Origin of the sequence: Streptomyces sp. NBC_01477 (assembly GCF_036227245.1) — a bacterium.
Classification (GTDB): domain Bacteria; phylum Actinomycetota; class Actinomycetes; order Streptomycetales; family Streptomycetaceae; genus Actinacidiphila.
This window is the reverse complement of sequence record NZ_CP109445.1, coordinates 2,030,080-2,049,480: the sequence shown is the minus strand read 5'-3', so window position 1 is coordinate 2,049,480 and position 19,401 is coordinate 2,030,080. Positions and strand designations below refer to the sequence as shown.

Annotated in this window: 13 protein-coding genes; 7 read left to right on the top strand and 6 right to left on the bottom strand. The window is 73.4% G+C overall.

Going from position 1 to position 19,401, the window contains the following annotated elements:
• Positions 1–310: 310 nt before the first annotated feature.
• Complete coding sequence (locus OHA86_RS08080; RefSeq protein WP_329173702.1) at positions 311–796, bottom strand: DUF456 domain-containing protein; 486 nt, start codon at positions 794–796, stop codon at positions 311–313.
• A gap of 166 nt (positions 797–962) precedes the next feature.
• Between OHA86_RS08080 and OHA86_RS08075 the strand changes: the two genes are divergently transcribed.
• Complete coding sequence (locus tag OHA86_RS08075; protein WP_329173701.1) at positions 963–3,776, top strand: protein phosphatase 2C domain-containing protein; 2,814 nt, start codon at positions 963–965, stop codon at positions 3,774–3,776.
• A gap of 60 nt (positions 3,777–3,836) precedes the next feature.
• Positions 3,837–5,579, top strand: coding sequence for a pyruvate dehydrogenase (locus OHA86_RS08070; protein WP_329173699.1), 1,743 nt, complete (start codon positions 3,837–3,839; stop codon positions 5,577–5,579).
• A 39-nt stretch (positions 5,580–5,618) separates the two neighbouring features.
• On the opposite strand, the gene OHA86_RS08065 is transcribed toward OHA86_RS08070, so the two are convergent.
• On the bottom strand, positions 5,619–8,447 hold the full coding sequence (locus OHA86_RS08065; protein ID WP_329173697.1) for a fascin domain-containing protein: 2,829 nt from the start codon (positions 8,445–8,447) through the stop codon (positions 5,619–5,621).
• 367 nt (positions 8,448–8,814) lie between these two features.
• Here OHA86_RS08065 and OHA86_RS08060 point away from each other — a divergent pair, with 367 nt between their 5' ends.
• Positions 8,815–9,183 (top strand): ATP-binding protein, encoded by a 369-nt coding sequence (locus OHA86_RS08060; RefSeq protein WP_329182288.1) that lies wholly within the window; start codon positions 8,815–8,817, stop codon positions 9,181–9,183.
• Positions 9,184–9,318: 135 nt separating this feature from the next.
• On the opposite strand, the gene OHA86_RS08055 is transcribed toward OHA86_RS08060, so the two are convergent.
• Entirely contained in the window at positions 9,319–10,398 is a 1,080-nt protein-coding gene (locus OHA86_RS08055; protein ID WP_329173695.1) for a DUF2637 domain-containing protein, read from the bottom strand.
• Between the two features lie 179 nt (positions 10,399–10,577).
• A complete protein-coding gene (locus OHA86_RS08050) occupies positions 10,578–11,396 on the bottom strand; it encodes a (2Fe-2S)-binding protein (protein WP_329173693.1) in 819 nt (272 codons plus the stop codon).
• 143 nt (positions 11,397–11,539) lie between these two features.
• On the opposite strand from OHA86_RS08050, the gene OHA86_RS08045 reads away from it, so the two are divergent.
• Positions 11,540–12,223 (top strand): GntR family transcriptional regulator, encoded by a 684-nt coding sequence (locus OHA86_RS08045; protein ID WP_329173691.1) that lies wholly within the window; start codon positions 11,540–11,542, stop codon positions 12,221–12,223.
• 546 nt (positions 12,224–12,769) lie between these two features.
• Here the strand turns inward: OHA86_RS08045 and OHA86_RS08040 are convergent.
• A complete protein-coding gene (locus OHA86_RS08040) occupies positions 12,770–13,471 on the bottom strand; it encodes a hypothetical protein (protein WP_329173689.1) in 702 nt (233 codons plus the stop codon).
• Between the two features lie 215 nt (positions 13,472–13,686).
• Positions 13,687–15,348, bottom strand: coding sequence for a PucR family transcriptional regulator (locus OHA86_RS08035; protein ID WP_329173687.1), 1,662 nt, complete (start codon positions 15,346–15,348; stop codon positions 13,687–13,689).
• 265 nt (positions 15,349–15,613) lie between these two features.
• Between OHA86_RS08035 and OHA86_RS08030 the strand changes: the two genes are divergently transcribed.
• From OHA86_RS08030 to OHA86_RS08020, 3 genes are read left to right on the top strand one after another with little or no spacing between them, the layout of a single operon-like run.
• On the top strand, positions 15,614–16,501 hold the full coding sequence (locus OHA86_RS08030; RefSeq protein WP_329173685.1) for an FAD binding domain-containing protein: 888 nt from the start codon (positions 15,614–15,616) through the stop codon (positions 16,499–16,501).
• On the top strand, positions 16,492–16,968 hold the full coding sequence (locus tag OHA86_RS08025; protein WP_329173683.1) for a (2Fe-2S)-binding protein: 477 nt from the start codon (positions 16,492–16,494) through the stop codon (positions 16,966–16,968). Before OHA86_RS08030 ends, OHA86_RS08025 begins: the two co-directional genes overlap by 10 nt.
• A 5-nt stretch (positions 16,969–16,973) precedes the next feature.
• Positions 16,974–19,355, top strand: a complete 2,382-nt coding sequence (locus OHA86_RS08020) for a xanthine dehydrogenase family protein molybdopterin-binding subunit (protein WP_329173681.1) — start codon at positions 16,974–16,976, stop codon at positions 19,353–19,355.
• Positions 19,356–19,401 lie beyond the last annotated feature (46 nt).

Below are 19,401 nucleotides of genomic sequence, written 5' to 3'. Positions count from 1 at the left end.
TGGCGGGGTGTGCGTGGGGCGAGGGGGCTCCGCACCGGCGTGCCGGGTGGTGCTGCGCGTCACGGTGGTGCGGAGCGGTGCAGGCGTGATGCTTGATGTGGACGCGTCATGAGTGACGCATGAACTGACCCTCCGCGTAAAGGGGTTGCCGGAGAGTCGCTGTGGTCCAGACCACTGCGGAGGTCCCCGAGCTGCGGTGACGGTCACGCGGCGGCGGAATTTTCAGCGGGATGAAAACCGCCGCCGCCGCGGTGGCCGCTCCCGGCCGACGTCTCCGCCGCCGCGGAGGTGGCCGGGGGTCCGTCGTTCCCTAGGCCGCGATGGTCGCGACCAGCCAGGTGCCGACGACGAGCAGGCACGCGAGGAGTTCGACCAGGACGGAACCGCCGACCGTACGCATCGCCCGCCTGGTCGCCGTCCAGGCGGTGCGGTGGCCGCCGCCGAGGCGGACCCGCTCGGTCACGTAGATGCTGCCGGTGAAGCCGAGTACGGCGCCGAGCACCGGTACGAGGAAGAAGCCCGCGATGGCGGCGCCGCCGGCGTTGACGATCGTGCGCCAGGTGACCCCCGAGTCGCGGATGCGGCGGGACGGCAGCAGCCAGACCACGACCTGCGTGGCCGCCAGCAGTCCGGTCGCGCCGGCCAGCACACCCCAGGTCAGGCTGGTGTGCTCGGAGGTCGCCCACCACAGGACGGCGGCCCAGCACAGCAGCGTGCCCGGTACGCCGGGGACCGTGATGCCGATGAGGCCGAGCAGCATCACGGCGCCGATCAGGCTCGCCTGTGCGGTCCCCATGAGCCCCACCCTGCCGGATTCCCGCCGCCTCTGCCCGCCCGGGTCGTCCGTCGGCGGCCCGCCGCGATGGCCGCGGCGGGGTGAAGTTGCCAGTGTGGCGGGTGCGGTGGCGGGCGGCGCGGCGGTTTCACGTTTCCCGGCGGCCCGGGCGGTGGACAATAGGGGCATGAGCCAGCAGGGGGAGTCGCACCAGGGTCAAGATGACGACTGGTGGCGGCAGTTGTACGACAACGAGGCGGGTGCCGGTGCGGCCCAGGCGGGTGCCGGTGCGGCGCCGGCCACGTCGGAATCGGTCGACGCGCACTTCGACACGGCGCTGACGGCGATGTCCCCGCCGCCTCCGGCGCCGCCCGCCGCGGACACGCTGCGGCTCCGCCGCCCGATCGCCCCTGCCCCGCCCCCCTCCTGGCCCCGCCCGACCCGAGCCCCGATCCCGCCGCAGGCTCCGGCGGTGCCGGATCCGTCGCAGGACGAGGCCGCGCGGGACATCGAACCCGAGCCGTCGCCGGGCGGGGAGCCGTCCGCGGACGTGGCCGCGCCCTCGGCGGACGTGGCCGCGCGGGAGGCCGATCCCCCCGCCGCCGTGACGGCGCCGGTCGAGCCCGACGACCGGGGCACGCCCGACGAGGAAGCGGCGCCGGAGCCGCCGCCGTGGGATGCCTGGTCGGCGCGGCCGATGTTCCCGGCGCCGGAGGCCCAGGACGAGGAAGAGGACGCCGAGCCGGCCCCGGCGCAGGCGCGCCCCTGGGACGTGTGGTCGGCGCAGCCCTCCTTCCCGGACCGGGCCGAGCCGTCCGACGAGCCCGACACACCGCCGGCGCCGCAGCCCTGGGGCGACGCACCGCCCGCCGCTGCGGAGCCCTGGTCGCCGACCCCGGAAGGGCGCCCGGCGGGCTGGCCCGTCCCGAGGTTCACCGACCAGCCGGACGCCCGTGCCACCCCCGAGGCCCCCCGCGTCACCCCCGAGGCCCCCCGCGTCACCCTCCGCCCCGCCGAACCCTGGTCCTCCCCTCCACCCCCGGCCCCCCCACCCGACCCTGCCGGGCCGTACGACGTGGAGGCGGATGCGGCGGGCGGCGCCCCTGGTGCTCCGCTGCCCGAGGTCGATGACGGTCCGGCTGTTCCGGACGGATCCCTGGCCGAGCCCGGTTGGCAGTCCTTCGGGCCGCGCCCTGCCGTAGACGAGCCGGAGTGGGCTCCCGAGGCCGAAAACAGGGCAGCCGGGCCGCACGGCGAGCAGCCTGGCGCGGACGTTCCCGAGCGGTCGCCGGTCGAGCAGCCTCCCGCCGCCCGAACGGAGGCTGCCGAGCCGTACGACTGGCAGGCCGATGCCGCTGGTGACGCCCCGGTCACCCCGCCGCCCGCAGCCGATGAGGCCCCGGCCGCTGACCCGCAGGCGCTCGTGTGGCCTTCGGCTGAGCCCCCGGCAGCTTCCGGTGACGCTCCGGCTGCCGCGTACGGAGCCCAGGCCGAGCCCGGCTGGCAACGCGAAGAGCCGCGCGCTGCCGTAGACGAGCCGGAGTGGGCTCCCGAGGCCGAAAGCAGCGCCGCCGGGGCGTACGGAATCCAGCTCGACACACCTCTCTCCGGCGCGGACATTCCCGAGCGCACGCCGGTCGAGCAGGCGCCTGACGCCGGCGAGCCGTACGACTGGCAGGCCGATCCGGCTGGCGTTGCTCCGCCGCCTCCGCGGCCTGCGGTGGATGACGTCCCGGCCGCGTCCGCGTGGCCTTTCGCTGAGTCCGGTCGGCAGCCCGCCGCCGGGGAACCCGAGCAGCCGCCGGTCGAGCAGCCCGCAGCTGATGACGTCCCGGCCGCGTCCGCGTGGCCTTTCGCTGAGCCCGGTCGGCAGCCCGCCGCCGAGGATCCCGAGCAGCCGCCGGACCGTGCGAGTGGTGTCGTCGGGTCGTACGGCGGGCAGGGCGACGACCGGACTCCGCGTGTGCCGCCGGCGCTGCGGCCGGCGGTCGACGGGCTCGGTGTCCGGCCGGTCGCGGGTCAGGCGCCCGGCCCGCAGCTGCCCGCCGTGCGCAATCCTGTGCAGCTGCCCGCCCAGCGGACCGTGTTCGGGGAAGGCGGGGTGCGGTGGGCGCCGGAGTTGCCGCCCGGGTGGGTGGCGGCCGCCGCCGAGGGGGAGCCGGCGGCGGAAGTGGTCGGAGGCGGGCCGCCCACGTACGCGCCCGAGCCGACCGCCTGGCCGGAGGCCGATCCTGACCGGCTCGACGGATTGGTGGCCGACACCGTGCTCGACGGGGCGCAGTACGGCGGCCTCACCGTGCGTACGGTCAGCGTGCGCGGCGATTCCGCGCGCTTCCGCGGGCAGCCGCGCAGGGACGCCCTGCTCACCGCCCGCTTCGGCACGGGCGACGACGCGCTGCTGCTGGTCGCGATGGCCAGCGGCGCCCGCGCCGCCGACGACGCGCACCGGGCCGCGCAGGACGCGGTGCGGTGGATCGCCGGGGCGGTGGGCCGCAGCAGGGAGCGGCTGGCCGGCGACCTGCGGGCGGCCCGGCGCGGCTCGCTGAAATCGGGGCTGCACCGGCTGACCGACCGCTGTTACGGGCGGCTGCGCGCCCGCGGCGAGGATCTCGGCCTCGACGAGGGCTCGTACATGGCGTCGCTGCGCTGTCTGCTGCTGCCGGTGGACCCGGCGTGCCCGGTCCGGCTGTTCTTCGGGGTCGGCGACGGCGGCCTGTTCCGTATCAGGTCGGGTGCCTGGCAGGACCTCGACCTGGCTCCCGAGGGGGCGGACGTCCCGTTCCGCTTCCGGGCGACCGTCGCCCAGCCGGGGGACGCGCTGCTGATGTGCAGCGCGGGCCTCGCGGAGCCGCTGCGCGGCGAGCCGGCGCTCGCCACCCATCTGGCCGAGCGGTGGGGCGGCGGCCGGGTGCCGGGCCTGCCGGCGTATCTGGCCGACACGCAGACCCGGGTCAAGGGGTACGCCGACGACCGTACGGCGGTGACCGTCTGGGACGCCTGACACCGCCCGCGGCGGCCCCGCGCGGATGCGCCCGCGCGGGGACCGTGGCGAGATGGGTACATGGCGAAGCAGACCGTGGCCGAGCAGTTCATCGACATCCTGGTGCGCGCGGGCGTGCAGCGGCTCTACGGGGTGGTGGGCGACAGCCTCAACCCGGTGGTGGACGCCGTCCGCCGTAACCGCTCGCTCGAATGGGTGCACGTCAGGCACGAGGAGACCGCGGCCTTCGCGGCGGGCGCCGAGGCCCAGCTGACCGGGCGGCTCGCCGCCTGCGCCGGGTCGTGCGGCCCGGGCAACCTGCATCTGATCAACGGCCTGTTCGACGCGCACCGCTCGATGGCCCCGGTGCTGGCGCTGGCCTCGCACATCCCCAGCAGCGAGATCGGCACCAGCTACTTCCAGGAGACGCACCCCGACCGGCTGTTCACCGAGTGCAGCCACTACAGCGAGCTGATCTCGAACGCCGACCAGATGCCGCGGGTGCTCCAGACCGCGATCCAGCACGCGGTGGGCCGCGGCGGGGTGTCGGTGATCAGCCTGCCGGGCGACATCGCCGCGCACCCGGCGCCGCGGCGCAGCATCGAGCACGCGCTGGTCACCCGGCGGCCGGCGGTCCGCCCCGGTGACAGCGAGATCGACGCGCTGGCCCGGCTGGTGGACGGCGCCCGCCGGATCACGCTGTTCTGCGGCAGCGGCACGGCCGGCGCGCACGACGAGGTGATGGCCTTCGCCGAGCGGATCAAGTCGCCGGTGGGGCACGCGCTGCGCGGCAAGGAGTGGATCCAGTTCGACAACCCCTACGACGTCGGCATGAGCGGACTGCTGGGCTACGGGGCCGCGTACGAGGCGATGCACGAGTGCGACCTGCTGCTCCTGCTGGGCACCGACTTCCCCTACAACGCCTTCCTGCCCGACGACGTGACCATCGTCCAGGTCGATGTGCGGCCGGAACACCTGGGCCGCCGCTCGAAGCTGGACCTCGCGGTGTGGGGCGACGTCGGCGAGACGCTGCGCTGCCTGACGCCGAAGGTGCGGGAGAAGTCCGACCGGCGCTTCCTGGACCGGATGCTCAAGAAGCACAGCGACGCGCTGGAGGGCGTGGTCAGGGCCTACACCCGCAAGGTCGACAAGCACCGGCCGATCCATCCGGAGTACGTGGCCTCGGTGCTCGACGAGGAGGCCGCGGACGACGCGATCTTCACCGTCGACACCGGCATGTGCAATGTGTGGGCGGCCCGCTATCTGACGCCCAACGGCAGGCGCCGGGTGATCGGGTCCTTCTCCCACGGCTCGATGGCCAACGCGCTGCCGCAGGCGATCGGCGCCCAGTTCCTCGACCGGCGGCGCCAGGTGGTGTCGATGTCGGGGGACGGCGGATTCACCATGCTGATGGGCGACTTCCTCACCCTGGTGCAGTACGACCTGCCGGTGAAGGTGGTGCTGTTCAACAACTCCTCGCTCGGCATGGTCGAGCTGGAGATGATGGTCGAGGGCCTGCCCGCGTACGGCACCGCCAACCACAACCCGGACTTCGCGGCGGTGGCCCGAGCGGCGGGCGCGTACGGGGTGCGGGTGGAGAAGCCCAAGGAGCTGCGCGCCGCGCTCAAGGACGCCTTCCGGCACAGGGGTCCCGCGCTGGTGGACGTGGTCACCGACCCGCACGCGCTGTCCCTCCCGCCGAAGATCACCGGCGAGCAGGTCGGCGGGTTCGCGCTGTCGGTCGGCAAGGTGGTGCTGGACGGCGGGGTCGGCCGGATGGTGCAGATGGCCCGCTCCAACCTGCGCAATGTGCCGCGCCCGTAGGGTCGTTCACGGGCGCGGCACACTGCGTGGTCGTGGCGGTCAGCCGGTGATCAGGTCGAACTCCTCCCAGGCGCCGATCGAGGCGCGGTTGGCGATCAGCGCCGCGGCGCCGGCGTTCTCGGCGGTCACGTAGTTGTTGTTGATCCGCGCCTTGAGGCTGACGCTGCCGTCGCCGTTGTGGATCAGCTGGAACTGCTCCCAGGTGCCGACCGAGTCGACCTTGGCCAGCAGGGGTGCGGCACCGGCGTTGTCGGCGGTGACGTACTTGTTGTTGGCGTGGGCGCGCAGCGCGATGTAGCCGCCGCCCTGGTCGATCTCGTCGAACTGCTCCCACGGGCCGATCGCGGTGCGGTTGGCGATCAGCGGCGCCGCGCCCGCGTTGTCCGCGGTCACGTAGTCGCCGTTGGCGTGGGCGCGCAGCGAGATCACCGTGCCGTTGCCGGGGTTGGTGCCGCCGCCGCCGTCAAGTCCGATCTGGACGTTGCCCAGGTGCCGGGCCGCGGTCGCGGGGGAGCCGCCGACCTGCGCGTACGGCAGCGAGGAGGTCGGCGTCGCGGTCCGCTCCACCAGGTAGGACTGCCCGGAGGAGACCGGGACGTTGATGGTGCCCGCGGCGGTGGACGACACCACGACCGCGCCGGACGAGCCGTTGACGACCTGGATCGCCTGACCGGGCCAGGGGTTGCGCACGCGCATGGTCTGCGACGACCCGGCCTGGATGGCGACCGTGACCGGGGTGCCGCCCTGCACCTGCACATCGACCTTGGTGTTGCCCTGCACCGACACCGTGCCGCTGACGTCCCAGCCGGCCGGCCAGGCGGGCGCGATCCGCAGCAGCCCGTCGTAGTCCTGCACCAGCGCCTCGTTCAGCGCGGTGGCGACGCCGGAGATCTGCTCGATGTAGCCCTGGGTGCCGACGGTGTTGCCGAGGTCGGCCAGGCCGTTGATGTAGACCTGGTGCCCCTGGGTGATGGACACCAGCTTGGCCGCGACCTCACTGGCGAGTCCGAGCCTGGCCGCGTCGATCGCGTCCATGCTCCAGTCGTTGCCGCCGGTCACCGCCCGGTGGTTGTACGACCGCACCGCGAGGTCCTTGAGCGGCCCCGGGTCGTCGGTGACCAGGTTGTACGGCCAGACCGGTTCGAGGTCGATGTTCTCGCTGTTCCTGATCTGCGCGGTCGGCTGGTACGAGTACGCGATGATGTCGTTGTTCGACGCGTCGGCCGACGGGGCCAGCACCTGGGTGCGGCCGTAGTCCGTGCGGGCCCACGGCGGTATCTGGCCCTGCGCGGTGGTCAGCTGGGAGATCAGCGAGGTGTCTCCGGTGTTCAGCAGCTGGGCCGCCTTGATCACCACCGGGAAGAGCGCCGCGTCCGCCGCCAGGTCGGTGGTCGGGTCCTGCACCGCCCACTGCGTCTCGTGCGCGTTGGCGACCGCGTGCAGCTTCCCGTCGGAGCCGACCTTCTGGTAGGCGAGCAGGAAGACCGCGGACTCCTTCATCAGCGGGTAGTACGTGCGCAGGAAGTTCAGGTCGCCGGTGTCCTGGTACTGCTGCCACACGTACAGGCTGATCTCGGCGCCCGATGTGATGTCCAGCGCGTTCCAGTTGGGGCTGCCCGGCTGGCTGCAGGCCGCGTTCGCACCGGGGTTGGGGTCGCCGCCGTTGCCGTTGAAGCGCATGACCTCGGGCACGCAGGCGCCGGGCAGGCCGCCCATCTGCTGCTTGGTCCAGGTCTCGATGGCGGCCAGGTTGTTCTGGTAGAGGTTGAAGATCGGGATGTTGAGCGCGAAGTTGCCCGACGACATGTTGGCCGAGATCTGGGTGCGCAGATTCCACAGCCAGGTCGCGGACGGCGTCCAGTTCTGGTGGTCCTGGCCGAAGTTGAACATGTCGGCGACGCCCGCCTGACTGCCCGGGATGGTGCCGCGCATCGAGGCGGCCTCCATGAACAGGTAGATGGTGCGCAGCGTCTCCATGTACTGGGCCTGGCCGTCGGCCGAATTGGCCTCAAGAATGCCGCTGTTCGCCCAGTAGTTGGCCCACCAGGACTGCTGCGGGCCCAGCAGCGCAGACTCTGCGGCGGTCGCGTCGGAGCCGAGCAGCCCCGAGGCGGTGGTGCCGGCGTTGCCGCCGGTCCAGACCGGGGCGCCGGTGATCACCCGGAAGGAGCCGTCGGTGTTCGGCGTGAAGTTGACCTTCACCTGGGTGCTGTTGACCACCTGGGCCGACACATTGCGGCCGCCCGCGGACAGCGCGGCGAGCGAACCGAAGGTGCGGCCCGAACTGCCGGCCTCCTGGTTGTCCACCCAGGTCTCGGCGAGGGTGCCGATCGAACCCGACGCGGCGGCCTGCGGGCTGCGGCCCGACCACAGGCTGACCGTCGCGGACTGCGCCGCGTTGGGGTCGGCGCCGGTCACGTCGACGATCAGCTCGTCCTTGGTGGCCGACACCCAGGCCTTGAGCGACATGCCGCCGCCGGTCTCGGTGAGCACCCCGGTGTAGAGGTCGAGGCTGCCCTTGAAGTCGGCGGCCCCGGTGAGCTTGGACAGGCCCGGAATCTGCACCTGGCCGGGCGACTTGCGGCCCGGCAGGGTGTCGGAGCGGTTGAGCTGTGCGGTGAAGCCGCCGGCGGCCCAGGCGGCGACCCCGAGCGAGCCGTTGCCGAGCGGCAGCGACTGGGCGGCCTGGTTGTTGGGCGCGCCCAGCACGATGTCGGAGCGGCGGACCACGTTGGGGGTGTCCACGTGGTAACTGCCGTTCTGCCACGCGGTGGTCGCGGTCGCCGCCGAAGCGGTCGGCGCGACGGCGGGTACCAGAAGGCCGGCCGCGAGCAGCGCGGTCACGGCCACGGCGGATGGTCGGATCATTCGGCGTCGGCCGAACGCGTAATGCTGTCGGTTCACGGGCGGTCCCTCCCGAGGCAACAGGACTTATGACACAGGCGCAACATCCGAGAAACACAGGGGATGAATGCGCCACACAGTGGCGGCAGGGGAGGGACATGTCAAGGCTTCGAGGCGTCATACATCGGACCTATCAACGCCTCTGCGGCAATCGGCCATTCACCGTGCCGCAACCCGCGACGGCCGCCGCGGTCGCCGGGCGTTTCCATAGGACTGGACCAGGCGGCGATGGGCATGCCTTACACACAGGAGCCATCGGTCCGGACCAGATCGGGGGAGCGTCACGGACACCACGGGGAATCGCTTACGGTACGCGGTAGGGCGCGCCGATCTGCGCGCCGTCGCGGACACCCGCAGACGGCTGCGGGACCAGCTGCGGCAGTGGGGCGTGGCGGCACTCGCCGACACGGCCGAACTGCTCGCCACCGAGATCGTCACCAACGCGCTCCAGCACACCGGCGGGGGAGCGGTGCTCACCGCGACCCTCTCGCCGGGACCCGCGCGGCGGCTGCGGGTCGAGGTGCACGACTCGCTCGGCAGGCGTCCGCCGCCGCGCCCGCCGGGCGGCATACGGCCGTCCGACGACGCCACCTCGGGCCGCGGGCTGCTGCTCGTCGAGGCGCTCGCCGACACCTGGGGCATCCAGGCGCGCGGGGCCGGCAAGATCGTGTGGTTCGAACTCACCCCCAGGGTGTCCTGAACCGCGCCGACAGGGCGCCGAGCGCGCCCGCGGCGGCGGGATTCGCCGCCCGAACGCCCGGCAGAACGCAGCGAGCCGCGTACGGGCGACCTGTGCCCGTACGCGGCTCCCCGCGGCTGTGACCGGAAGCGGCGGTCAGCCGAACTGCCGCTCCATCTCCTCCAGTTTCCGCTCCAGCGAGTCCAGCCGGGGCAGCGTCATGGTGTCGTCCTCGGCTGTCAGGTCGATGGCCGCGGACGCGGCGCCCGCGGGCTGCGCCGTCTCCTCGCGCACCGGCTGGAGGGCGGGCCGTGCGCGTACCGGCAGTTCCGCGGACGGGTGGTTCGCCCCCGCACCTATGGCAGGCTCCGATGCGGCCTGACCGCCGCCTGCCGCGCTCGCCGCGGGCAGCTCCACCTGCCGGCCGCCCCTGCCGCCGCGCGGCCAGGGCCTGTTCTGCCGGTTCAGCGCCTTGATCTTGGCCCGCTCCAGCCGCTGGTGGTCGCGCTGCCGCAGCACATTGTGCTCGCGCTGCCGCTTGTCCTCGCGGACCTCCTCGACCGCCTCGTCCAGCGTCCGCACGCCTTCCAGCAGCATCAGCGACCAGGCCGCGAAGGTCTCCCGCGGCGCCCGCAGCCAGCGCACCATCCGGATCTGCGGCAGCGGACGCGGCACCAGGCCCTGCTCGCGCAGCGCCGCCCGGCGGGTCTGCTTGAGCGCGCGGTCGAAGAGCACCGCGGCCGACAGCGACATCCCGGCGAAGAACTGCGGCGCGCCCGCGTGGTCCACCCCGCGCGGCGCGTGCACCCAGTTGAACCAGGCCGCGGCGCCGGCGAACAGCCACACCAGCATGCGTGAGCCGAGCGCCGCGTCACCGTGGCTGGCCTCCCGGACGGCCAGCACGGAGCAGAACATGGCCGCCCCGTCCAGGCCGAACGGCACCAGGTACTCCCAGCCGCCGGTCAGATTCAGATTCTCCCGGCCGAAGCCGACCAGGCCGTGGAAGGACAGCGCGGCGGCCACGGCGGCGCAGCAGAAGAGCAGCACGTACGAAGCGCTGCCGTAGATCGCCTCCTTGCGGCGGCGGCGTTCCTCACTGCGCTCCCACGAGTCGGCCTGCGCGCCGCCGCTTTCTGCGACGCGCGTACGGCGGCTGCGGAACACGACGGCACAGGCCGCGAGCACGACCAGGCCGACGATGCCCGAGAGCACCCAGTCCAGCGATATGTCTCTCATGTGCGTTTCCTAGTGTCGCTTCCGTCGCGCTCAAGCCGCGGGACGGCTTACGGCCGACATCTTTGCGAAGAGCGCGGGTGAGTGCAGACGTTATGGCACAGAAGTCCGCCCCAAGGAGGGGTTTTGCTCGAACTCGCGTACCAGAACAACTGAGTTGTGCGAGATCGTAGCGTGACCGGTCAGGCGGCCGTCGCGCGGCGCCTGTTTCGGTCCGATTCCGCACCCCGCGGGCAGGACCCGCAGGCGTCATCCGGGCTGACGGTGTAGAACAGACAGCATGTCAGACGGTCGCGCGTGCAGTCGCTCTCCGGCGCGCCCGGCATGTCCGGGATCTGCGGGGTGCCGCGGAAATGTGCGCCGCCGACGTAAGGTGCCGTGCCGCCCGGGAGCAGCGCCGTCAGATCGGCCACCGCGCGCTCCTCGCGGTCCATCAAGCAGCCGATGTGCCACAGGCCTTCGGTGATCTCGTCGGTCGCCATGCCCCACAGCGCGCGCGGGCCGCGCCGCAGCCGGGGCCTGAACGCGTCAAGCACCGGCGTCAGATGCTCCGCCAGCGCCGCCCGCAGCTCGTCGCGCAGCGCCGCCTCCGTGGGCAGGACGCGGGCGCCGGGCAGCGCGGCGGCCGGGTCGTCCGGTAGGCAGCCGAAGGAGCGGGTGCGTACGGTCATCCGGCCGGACTCGCGGTGGAAGGACACATCGCCCACCGGCAGCCGCGGCACCCTGCGGTGCAGGAACCACGGCACCGTGAAGAGCAGGCACGCCGGCCAGGCGTAACGGTGCAGGCCGAGCGTCGCGGCGACATCGGGCCGCGGCGGGCTGCCGTACTCGCGGACGATCTGCTCCGCGTCCCACCCGATGAACGCGTCCAGCACCGCGCCGCCCGCCGCCAGCTGCTGCGAGCCGATCCAGCCCGGGTCGGACCGCGGTTCGCCCTCGGTCACCCGCAGCTCGGGGAGGACGGCCGCGAGACGGGCGTACGCGGGGCTGGTCACAGGCATGCGGGAACCGTCCAGACGGGGGCCAAGGATCGCCGGGCGAGGTAAGCCTTACCTTAGCGCGTACGGGCTGGGTTTAAGCTCACCTGAGTACGCCGGGCGGGTGACTTCCCGGACCGGGACGACCACCGACAAGGGTGAAGCGGGTGCAGCAGCCGAGGGAACCGGGCGCGACCGCGCACGCCGGGTGGGCGCCGCTGCCCGCCCCGCGCCGGATGCCGGAACGGCTCTCGGTACGCGACCAGGTGCTCGACGAGCTGCGGGACGCGCTGCTCGCCGGTGAACTGCCGCCCGGCTCCGTCCACTCCGCGCCCGTGCTCGCCGCGCGCTACGGGGTCTCCGCCACGCCCGTGCGCGAGGCGATGCAGCTGCTCGCCCGGGAGGGCGCGGTCGAGGTGCTGCCCAACCGCGGCTTCCGGGTGGCCTGCCACACCGAGCGCGATCTCGCCCAGATCGCCGAGGTGCGGATGCTGGTCGAGATCCCCGTGGTGCTGGCGCTGGCCCGGACGCTGCCGGGGGCGCGGTGGGAGGCGCTGCGACCGCTCGCCGCCGCGGCGGTGGCCGCTGCCGCGGCCGGGGAACGGGCCGGTTACGCGGAGGCCGACCGGGCGTTTCACCGGGCGGTGCTCGGGCTCGCGGGGAATCCCCACATGGTCGCTGTCGCGGACGATCTGCACCGGCGGGCGCAGTGGCCGGCCACTGCGCCCGTGCTCGGTGGGCGGCCCACCCTCCTTGCGCATGCGGCGCAGCACGACGAGCTGCTCACCGCCCTCGCGGGCGGTGCCCCCGCGGAGCACCTGCTCCGCGACCACCTCGCCTCCACGCCCTGACCTGCGGTCCGCTCCTTGCCCCGTGCCTTTCGCCCGCGGCTGCGCGGGGAGCTTGTCGCGCAGTTCCCCGCGCCCCTGGGGGGGGGTGCCCCTTGCGGTGGCCTTTCGCCTTCACTACGGCTGTGGTTCCCCGCGCCCCCGGGTGGGTGCCACTTCCTGTCGCCTTCACACCTGCGGTGCGCTTCGGCTGGCCGCGCAGTTCCCCGCGCCCCTGGGATGGTCCTGCCGTCTCCACACGACGGTGCGTCGTGGCTTGTGGCGCAGTTCCTCGCGCCCCCGGGTGGGTGCCCTTTGCGGTGGCGTTGCTTCTTTCCCACCGTCGTGGCTGAGCGCGCGGTTCCCCGCGCCCCTGGAAAAGCGCGCTTGCCCTCTGCGGCAGGGGACGAGCCCCGTAGGCGAGTGGGGAACCGCGCGGCCAGCCACCGCGCAGCCGCAGGCAAGAGCGCACCGCGAGGGGCGCTCACCGTAGGGGGTGGGGCCGGCCACGAGGGGGGCGCGGGCAGGGGCGGAACGCGAGGACCAGCCCTCACAAGCTCCCCGCAGGGGCTATGTGCTGAGGAGCGCCGTCAGGCGGGCCGCTTCCGCGCGGAGGGGCGCGGCCTCGTCGTCGGGGGAGACGTCGGCCAGGGCGAGAAGAGCCGGCGCCGTGCCCACGAGGTGGCCGAGCGAGACCCGCAGCCGCAGCGACTCCGCGAAGCCGTGCCTGGCCTCGGCGAGATCGCCGTCGGCCGCGGCGAGCCCGGCCAGGTGCCGCCACGTGAAGGACGTGAGGAAGGCGTCGCCATGTGCCACGGCACCGGCGTGCGCACGCCGGTACGCCGCCCGGGCCGCCGCGGGATTCCCCGCGATGTTCTCGGCGACGAGCCCGCGCCGGAAGTCCAGCAGGGGCCGCCCGGGCGAGCCCGGGGACAGCAGCGCGGCGCTGCGGCCGAAGGCCGACCGCGCCTCGTCGGCCCGGTCACGCCCGGAGTGCAGCGTCACCCCGTAGGCGAGGTAGCCGCGCTCCGATGCCGCGGCCCCGCGCTGCTCGTCGGTGCCCGCCAGTGCCTCGGCGACCCGCAGCGCGTCCTCCGCCTCGGCCCAGCCGGCGAGGTGGTAGAAGCAGGCCTCGACAAGGATCTCCGCCCGCCGCATCGCGGCTCCCGGGTCGTCGGCGCAGTACGGCGCCAGCAGCGCCGCCGCTTCCGCCCAGCAGCCGCGGGCCCGCAGCCGCCAGACGTCCGGTACTCCGACCACAGATTCCGACAAGGCGGTTTCCGCCACAGCTTCTCCCCCAAGCGCGTCGTCGAGCCAGTGCGAGCAGTGCGTGCCGTGCAGATGTGAAGGCGTGCGGACGGATCGGGCGGGCCGGTAGCGGGTTCATGTGTCCGGCAGTTGTCCGCGTGCCTGCCGGTGGCGGAAGTTCAACATGCGGCGGGGCCTCCCGCCAAGAGGCGGGAGATCACATCTTGTGAACGGGATCACTAACTCATCCGCAGCGCCAGGAAGAAGTCCAGCTTGTCCTCGAGTCGGGCCAGGTCACGGCCGGTCAGCTGCTCGATCCTGGAGATCCGGTACCGCAGGGTGTTGACATGCAGATGCAGGCGGCTCGCGCACCGGGTCCAGGAGCCGTCGCAGTCGAGGAAGGCTTCGAGGGTCGGGATGAGTTCCGAGCGGTGCCTGCGGTCGTAGGCACGCAGCGGGTCCAGCAGCCGGGCGGTGAAGGCGCGGCGGACGTCGTCGGGCACGAAGGGCAGCAGCAGGACGTGCGAGGCCAGTTCCTCGTGGCCCGCCACGCACACCCGGCCGTTGCGGGCCGCGGCGACCCGGCGGGCGTGCCTGGCCTCCTCCAGGGCGCCGCGCAGGCCCTCGGGGGAGTGGACGGCGGCGCTGACGCCCACCGTCAGCCGGCCGTCGTCACCGAGGCCGCGGGCCAGCGGTCCGCGCAGCAGCCCGAGCAGCGCCTCGGCGTGCAGCGGCTCGGGGGCGGCGCCGGTCTGGCCCTGGGCGGGGGCGCCGCCGATCAGCGGGACCAGCGCCATCGCCTTGCCCTCGGCGTGCGCGACGGCGATCCGGTCGGCCGCGTCGGGCCCCTGCGCGGCCGGGTCGGCCAGCACCTCTTCGAGCAGCGCCTGCGCCACGGGTCCCCCGGGCACCTCGCCGCCGGCCCAGTCCACCTTGGCGACCACGATCTGCCAGTACGGGTCGCCGCCGGCGCCCGGCACCAGGACGGGGGCGGCGGCGCGGAGCCGCGCCCCGACCTCGGCGGGCGCGGCGCCGCCTCTGACCAGGTCGAAGACCTCGCCCGCCAGGCGCCGCCTGACCGCGCGGGCGGCGTCCCGCCGGTCGCGTTCGACGGCGATCAGCTGGGTGACGCCCTGCAGCAGGTCCAGGCGTTCCGTCGGCCATTCCCCGGCGTCCGCCTCGACGGCCAGGAACCAGTCGGACAGCACCCGCGAGCGTACGTCGGCGGTGCCGGCGCCCGCGCGTACCGGGAACAGCGAGTACGTACGTCCCTGCACCGCGATCCGGTGCGGGCCGCGGCGGCCGGTGCGGGTCGCGGCCTGCTGGGCGCCGGCCAGCTCCGCGCGGACCGGCGCGGGCAGCGGGTTGCCCGCGGCGCCGATCTCCCGGCCGGTGGACGACAGCACCCAGGCCCGCAGGTCCAGGTCGCTGCCGAGCAGGTCGAGCACGGCGCCGGGGCCGCCGCCCGCGGGACCCGAGGACATCAGCCGGCGGTGGCGTTCGACGACCGCCGCCAGATCGCCGGCCCGCTCGCCGGAGACCTGCCGGACGACGTATTCGGTGATGGTCGCGAAGGCGACCCGCTCGTCCACCGCGAACAGCGGCAGCCGGTGCCGGGCACAGGCCTCCACCAGGTCGTCCGGGATCGAGCCCAGCTCCGCGTCGCCCGCCGCGAGCCCGGCGACACCCGCGCCGGCCAGCAGGCGGACGAAGGCGTCGCTGTCCGCGGCGGAGCGCCGCCAGGCCAGCCCGGTCAGCACCAGTTCGCCGCCGGTGAGATAGCGGCTGGGGTCCCGCAGGTCCGTGGTCATCACACCGCGGACGGTGCGGTCCAGCTCCGCTTCGCCGCCCAGCAGCCGCAGGCCGAGAGCTTCGGTGTCGAGGAGCGCGCGCAGCCGCATCGTGGTCGCCTTGTCCTTCGTGGCATCGCCGGTTCGTCGCCTGGCCGGCGTCGTACGTGGCCGGTGGGAAACCGTGAGGTTTCCCGGCGGTCTCTTTCAGAGGAATCTACAAGACCCGGCCCGTGGCCAGCCAAGCCCTTCATGTTTTCGGTGACTGCACCCGAACGGCCCACCGGCCGTGTACTGGGCTCACGCAGCGTGTACAGGACATGAACAGCCCCGGTCGTACTCCCGCTCGTTTCCCGGATTCCGAGAAGAGACACCCATGGATTTCCTGCGCCCCGCCACATGGCAGGAGGCGCTCGCCGCCAAGGCGGAGCACCCCTCGGCCGTGCCCATCGCGGGCGGCACCGACGTGATGGTCGAGATCAACTTCGACCACCGCAGGCCGCAGCACCTGCTGGACCTCACCCGCATCGGCGAGCTGGAGCAGTGGGAGACCGGCGCGGACACCGTACGGCTGGGCGCCTCGGTCCCGTACTCGCGGATCATGGCGGGGCTGCGCGCCGAACTGCCCGGGCTGGCGCTGGCCAGCCACACCGTGGCCTCCCCGCAGATCCGCAACCGCGGCGGCGTCGGCGGCAACCTCGGCACCGCCTCGCCGGCCGGCGACGCCCATCCCGCGCTGCTCGCGGGCGGCGGCGCGGTCGAGGCGGAGTCGGTGCGCGGCAGCCGGCTGATCCCGATCGACGACTTCTACACCGGGGTCAAGCGCAACGCGCTGGCGCCCGACGAGCTGATCAGGGCCGTGCATCTGAAGAAGGCGACCGGGCCGCAGCAATTCTCCAAGGTCGGCACCCGCAACGCCATGGTGATCGCGGTGTGCGCCTTCGGGCTCGCGCTGCACCCCGACACCCGTACGGTCCGCACCGGGATCGGCTCAGCCGCGCCCACGCCGATCCGGGCGAAGGCCGCGGAGGAATTCCTCGCCGCGGCGCTGGAGGAGGGCGGCCTGTGGGACAACGGCAGGCCCGTACCGCCAGCGGTGGCACGGCAGTTCGCCGTCCTGGCGGCGGGCGCCGCCAACCCGATCGACGACGTGCGCGGCACCGCCTCCTACCGGCGGCACGCGCTGGGCGTGATGGCCCGCAGGACGCTGGGCTGGACATGGGCGCAGTACCGCGGCAGGGAGGGGACCACATCATGCGCGTGACCTTCACCGTCAACGGCCGGCCGCAGGAGGCCGACGACGTATGGGAGGGCGAGAGCCTGCTGTACGTACTGCGGGAGCGGATGGGGCTGCCGGGCTCCAAGAACGCCTGCGAGCAGGGCGAGTGCGGCTCGTGCACGGTACGCCTCGACGGTGTGCCGGTGTGCTCGTGCCTGGTCGCCGCCGGGCAGGTGCAGGACCGGCGGGTCGACACCGTCGAGGGCCTGGCCGGCGCGGACGGCGAACTCTCCGTCGTCCAGCTGGCGTTCGTGGACGCCGGCGCCGTCCAGTGCGGCTTCTGCACCCCGGGACTGCTGGTCGCCGCCGACGAACTGCTCGAACGCCGTCCGTCGCCCAGCGACGGCGACATCCGCGAGGCGCTGTCCGGCAATCTGTGCCGCTGCACCGGCTACGAGAAGATCCTCGACGCGGTCCGCCTGGCGGCCGCCCGTACCGGACAGGCGGTGTGAGCGCGATGGGCATCACCCGGACCCCCACCAGCCTCACCCAGTCCAGCGCCACCAAGGGCGGCATCGGCGAGTCCACGCTGCGCCCCGACGGCGTGCTGAAGGTCACCGGCGAGTTCGCGTACTCCTCGGACCTGTGGCACGAGGACATGCTGTGGGGCCACACGCTGCGCAGCACCGTCGCGCACGCCGCCATCGTGTCCATCGACACCGCCGAGGCGCTGGCCACCCCCGGTGTCCACGCCGTGCTGACCTACGACGACCTGCCCACCGAGGTCAGGCACTACGGCCTGGAGATCCAGGACACCCCGGTGCTCGCGCACGGCAAGGTCCGCCACCACGGAGAGCCGGTCGCGCTGGTCGCCGCCGACCACCCGGAGACCGCCCGCAGGGCCGCCGCCAAGATCCGCGTCGAATACGCGGCGCTGCCCGTCGTCACCGACGAGGCCTCGGCGACCGCGCGGGACGCGGTCCTGGTGCACGAGGGCCGCGAGGACCACCACATCGGCCATGTCCCGCACCCCAACATCGTCCACCGCCAGCCGATCGTCCGCGGCGACGCGGCGCGGGCCGCCGCGCGCGCCGATGTGGTCGTCAGCGGCAGTTATGACTTCGGCATGCAGGACCAGGCCTTTCTCGGCCCCGAGTCCGGGCTCGCGGTGCCCGCGGAGGACGGCGGCGTCGACCTCTACGTGGCGACCCAGTGGCTGCACTCCGATCTGCGGCAGATCGCCCCGGTGCTCGGCCTGCCCGAGCGGAAGGTCCGTATGACGCTGTCCGGCGTCGGCGGCGCCTTCGGCGGCCGGGAGGACCTGTCGATGCAGATCCACGGCTGCCTGCTGGCGCTGCGCACCGGCAGACCGGTCAAGATCGTCTACAACCGCTTCGAGTCCTTCTTCGGCCATGTCCACCGCCACCCGGCGAAGCTCTGGTACGAGCACGGCGCCACCCGCGACGGCAGGCTGACCCATCTGCGCTGCCGCATCGTGCTGGACGGCGGCGCCTACGCCTCCGCCTCGCCCGCCGTGGTCGGCAACGCCGCCTCGCTCGCGGTCGGCCCGTACGTGGTGGACGACGTCGACATCGAGGCGCTGGCCCTCTACACCAACAACCCGCCCTGCGGGGCGATGCGCGGCTTCGGCGCGGTCCAGGCGTGCTTCGCCTACGAGGCCCAGATGGACAAGGTCGCCGCGGAACTGGGCATGGACCCGGTGGAATTCCGGCGGATCAACGCCATGGAGCAGGGCGCGATCATGCCCACGGGACAGGTCGTGGACTCGCCCGCGCCGGTCGCCGAGCTGCTGCGCAGGGTCAAGGCCCGCCCGCTGCCGCCGGAGCGCCAGTGGGAGACCACCGAGGGCGCCGACGTCCGCGCGCTGCCCGGCGGCCTGTCCAACACCACCCACGGCGAGGGCGTCGTGCGGGGCGTCGGCTACGCGGTCGGCATCAAGAACGTCGGCTTCTCCGAGGGCTTCGACGACTACTCCACCGCCCGGGTGCGGATACAGGTCATCAACGGCGAGGCCGTCGCGACCGTGCACACCGCGATGGCCGAGGTCGGCCAGGGCGGTGTCACCGTGCACGCGCAGATCGCCCGCAGCGAGCTGGGCGTCACCCAGGTCACCATCCAGCCCGCCGACACCCGGGTCGGGTCGGCCGGCTCCACCTCCGCCTCCCGGCAGACGTACATGACCGGCGGCGCGGTCAAGAACACCTGCGAGGCCGTCCGGGAGAAGGTGCTCGACCTGGGCCGCCGCAGATTCGGCAGCCACCACCCCGCCTGGGCCACCGCGGAACTGCTGCTCGAAGGCGGCAAGGTCGTCACCGACGGCGGTGAGGCGCTGGCCGACATCGCCGACGTCCTGGAGGACGACGTGGTCGACCTGGAGCTGGAGTTCAGGCACCGGCCCACCCAGGCCTTCGACCTGCGTACCGGCCAGGGCAACGGCCATGTGCAGTACAGCTTCGCCGCCCATCGCGCGGTCGTCGAGGTGGACACAGAACTGGGCCTGGTCAAGGTGGTCGAACTGGCCTGCGCCCAGGACGTCGGCAAGGCGCTCAACCCGCTGTCGGTGGTCGGCCAGATCCAGGGCGGCACCACCCAGGGCCTCGGGGTCGCGGTGATGGAGGAGATCGTCGTCGACCCGAAGACCGCCCTGGTCCGCAACCCGTCCTTCACCGACTACCTGATCCCCACGATCCTCGACACGCCGACCATCCCGGTCGATGTGCTCGAACTCGCCGACGAGCACGCCCCCTACGGGCTGCGCGGTGTCGGCGAGGCACCGACCCTGTCGTCCACACCGGCGGTCCTCGCGGCCATCCGGCAGGCGACAGGGCTGGAGCTGAACAGGACCCCGGTCAGGCCGGAGCACCTGACCGGAGCATAGGCGCGTCAGCGCAAGGCAACAGTTCGCCTCGGGCCGTCCCCCGGGT

Coding starts and splice junctions, on each gene's coding strand:
- OHA86_RS08080 (WP_329173702.1), bottom strand. CDS start 796: ATGGGGACCGCACAGGCGAGCCTGATCGGCGCCGTGATGCTGCTCGGC.
- OHA86_RS08055 (WP_329173695.1), bottom strand. CDS start 10,398: ATGAGAGACATATCGCTGGACTGGGTGCTCTCGGGCATCGTCGGCCTG.
- OHA86_RS08070 (WP_329173699.1), top strand. CDS start 3,837: ATGGCGAAGCAGACCGTGGCCGAGCAGTTCATCGACATCCTGGTGCGC.
- OHA86_RS08030 (WP_329173685.1), top strand. CDS start 15,614: ATGGATTTCCTGCGCCCCGCCACATGGCAGGAGGCGCTCGCCGCCAAG.
- OHA86_RS08035 (WP_329173687.1), bottom strand. CDS start 15,348: ATGCGGCTGCGCGCGCTCCTCGACACCGAAGCTCTCGGCCTGCGGCTG.
- OHA86_RS08075 (WP_329173701.1), top strand. CDS start 963: ATGAGCCAGCAGGGGGAGTCGCACCAGGGTCAAGATGACGACTGGTGG.
- OHA86_RS08020 (WP_329173681.1), top strand. CDS start 16,974: ATGGGCATCACCCGGACCCCCACCAGCCTCACCCAGTCCAGCGCCACC.
- OHA86_RS08025 (WP_329173683.1), top strand. CDS start 16,492: ATGCGCGTGACCTTCACCGTCAACGGCCGGCCGCAGGAGGCCGACGAC.
- OHA86_RS08065 (WP_329173697.1), bottom strand. CDS start 8,447: ATGATCCGACCATCCGCCGTGGCCGTGACCGCGCTGCTCGCGGCCGGC.
- OHA86_RS08050 (WP_329173693.1), bottom strand. CDS start 11,396: ATGCCTGTGACCAGCCCCGCGTACGCCCGTCTCGCGGCCGTCCTCCCC.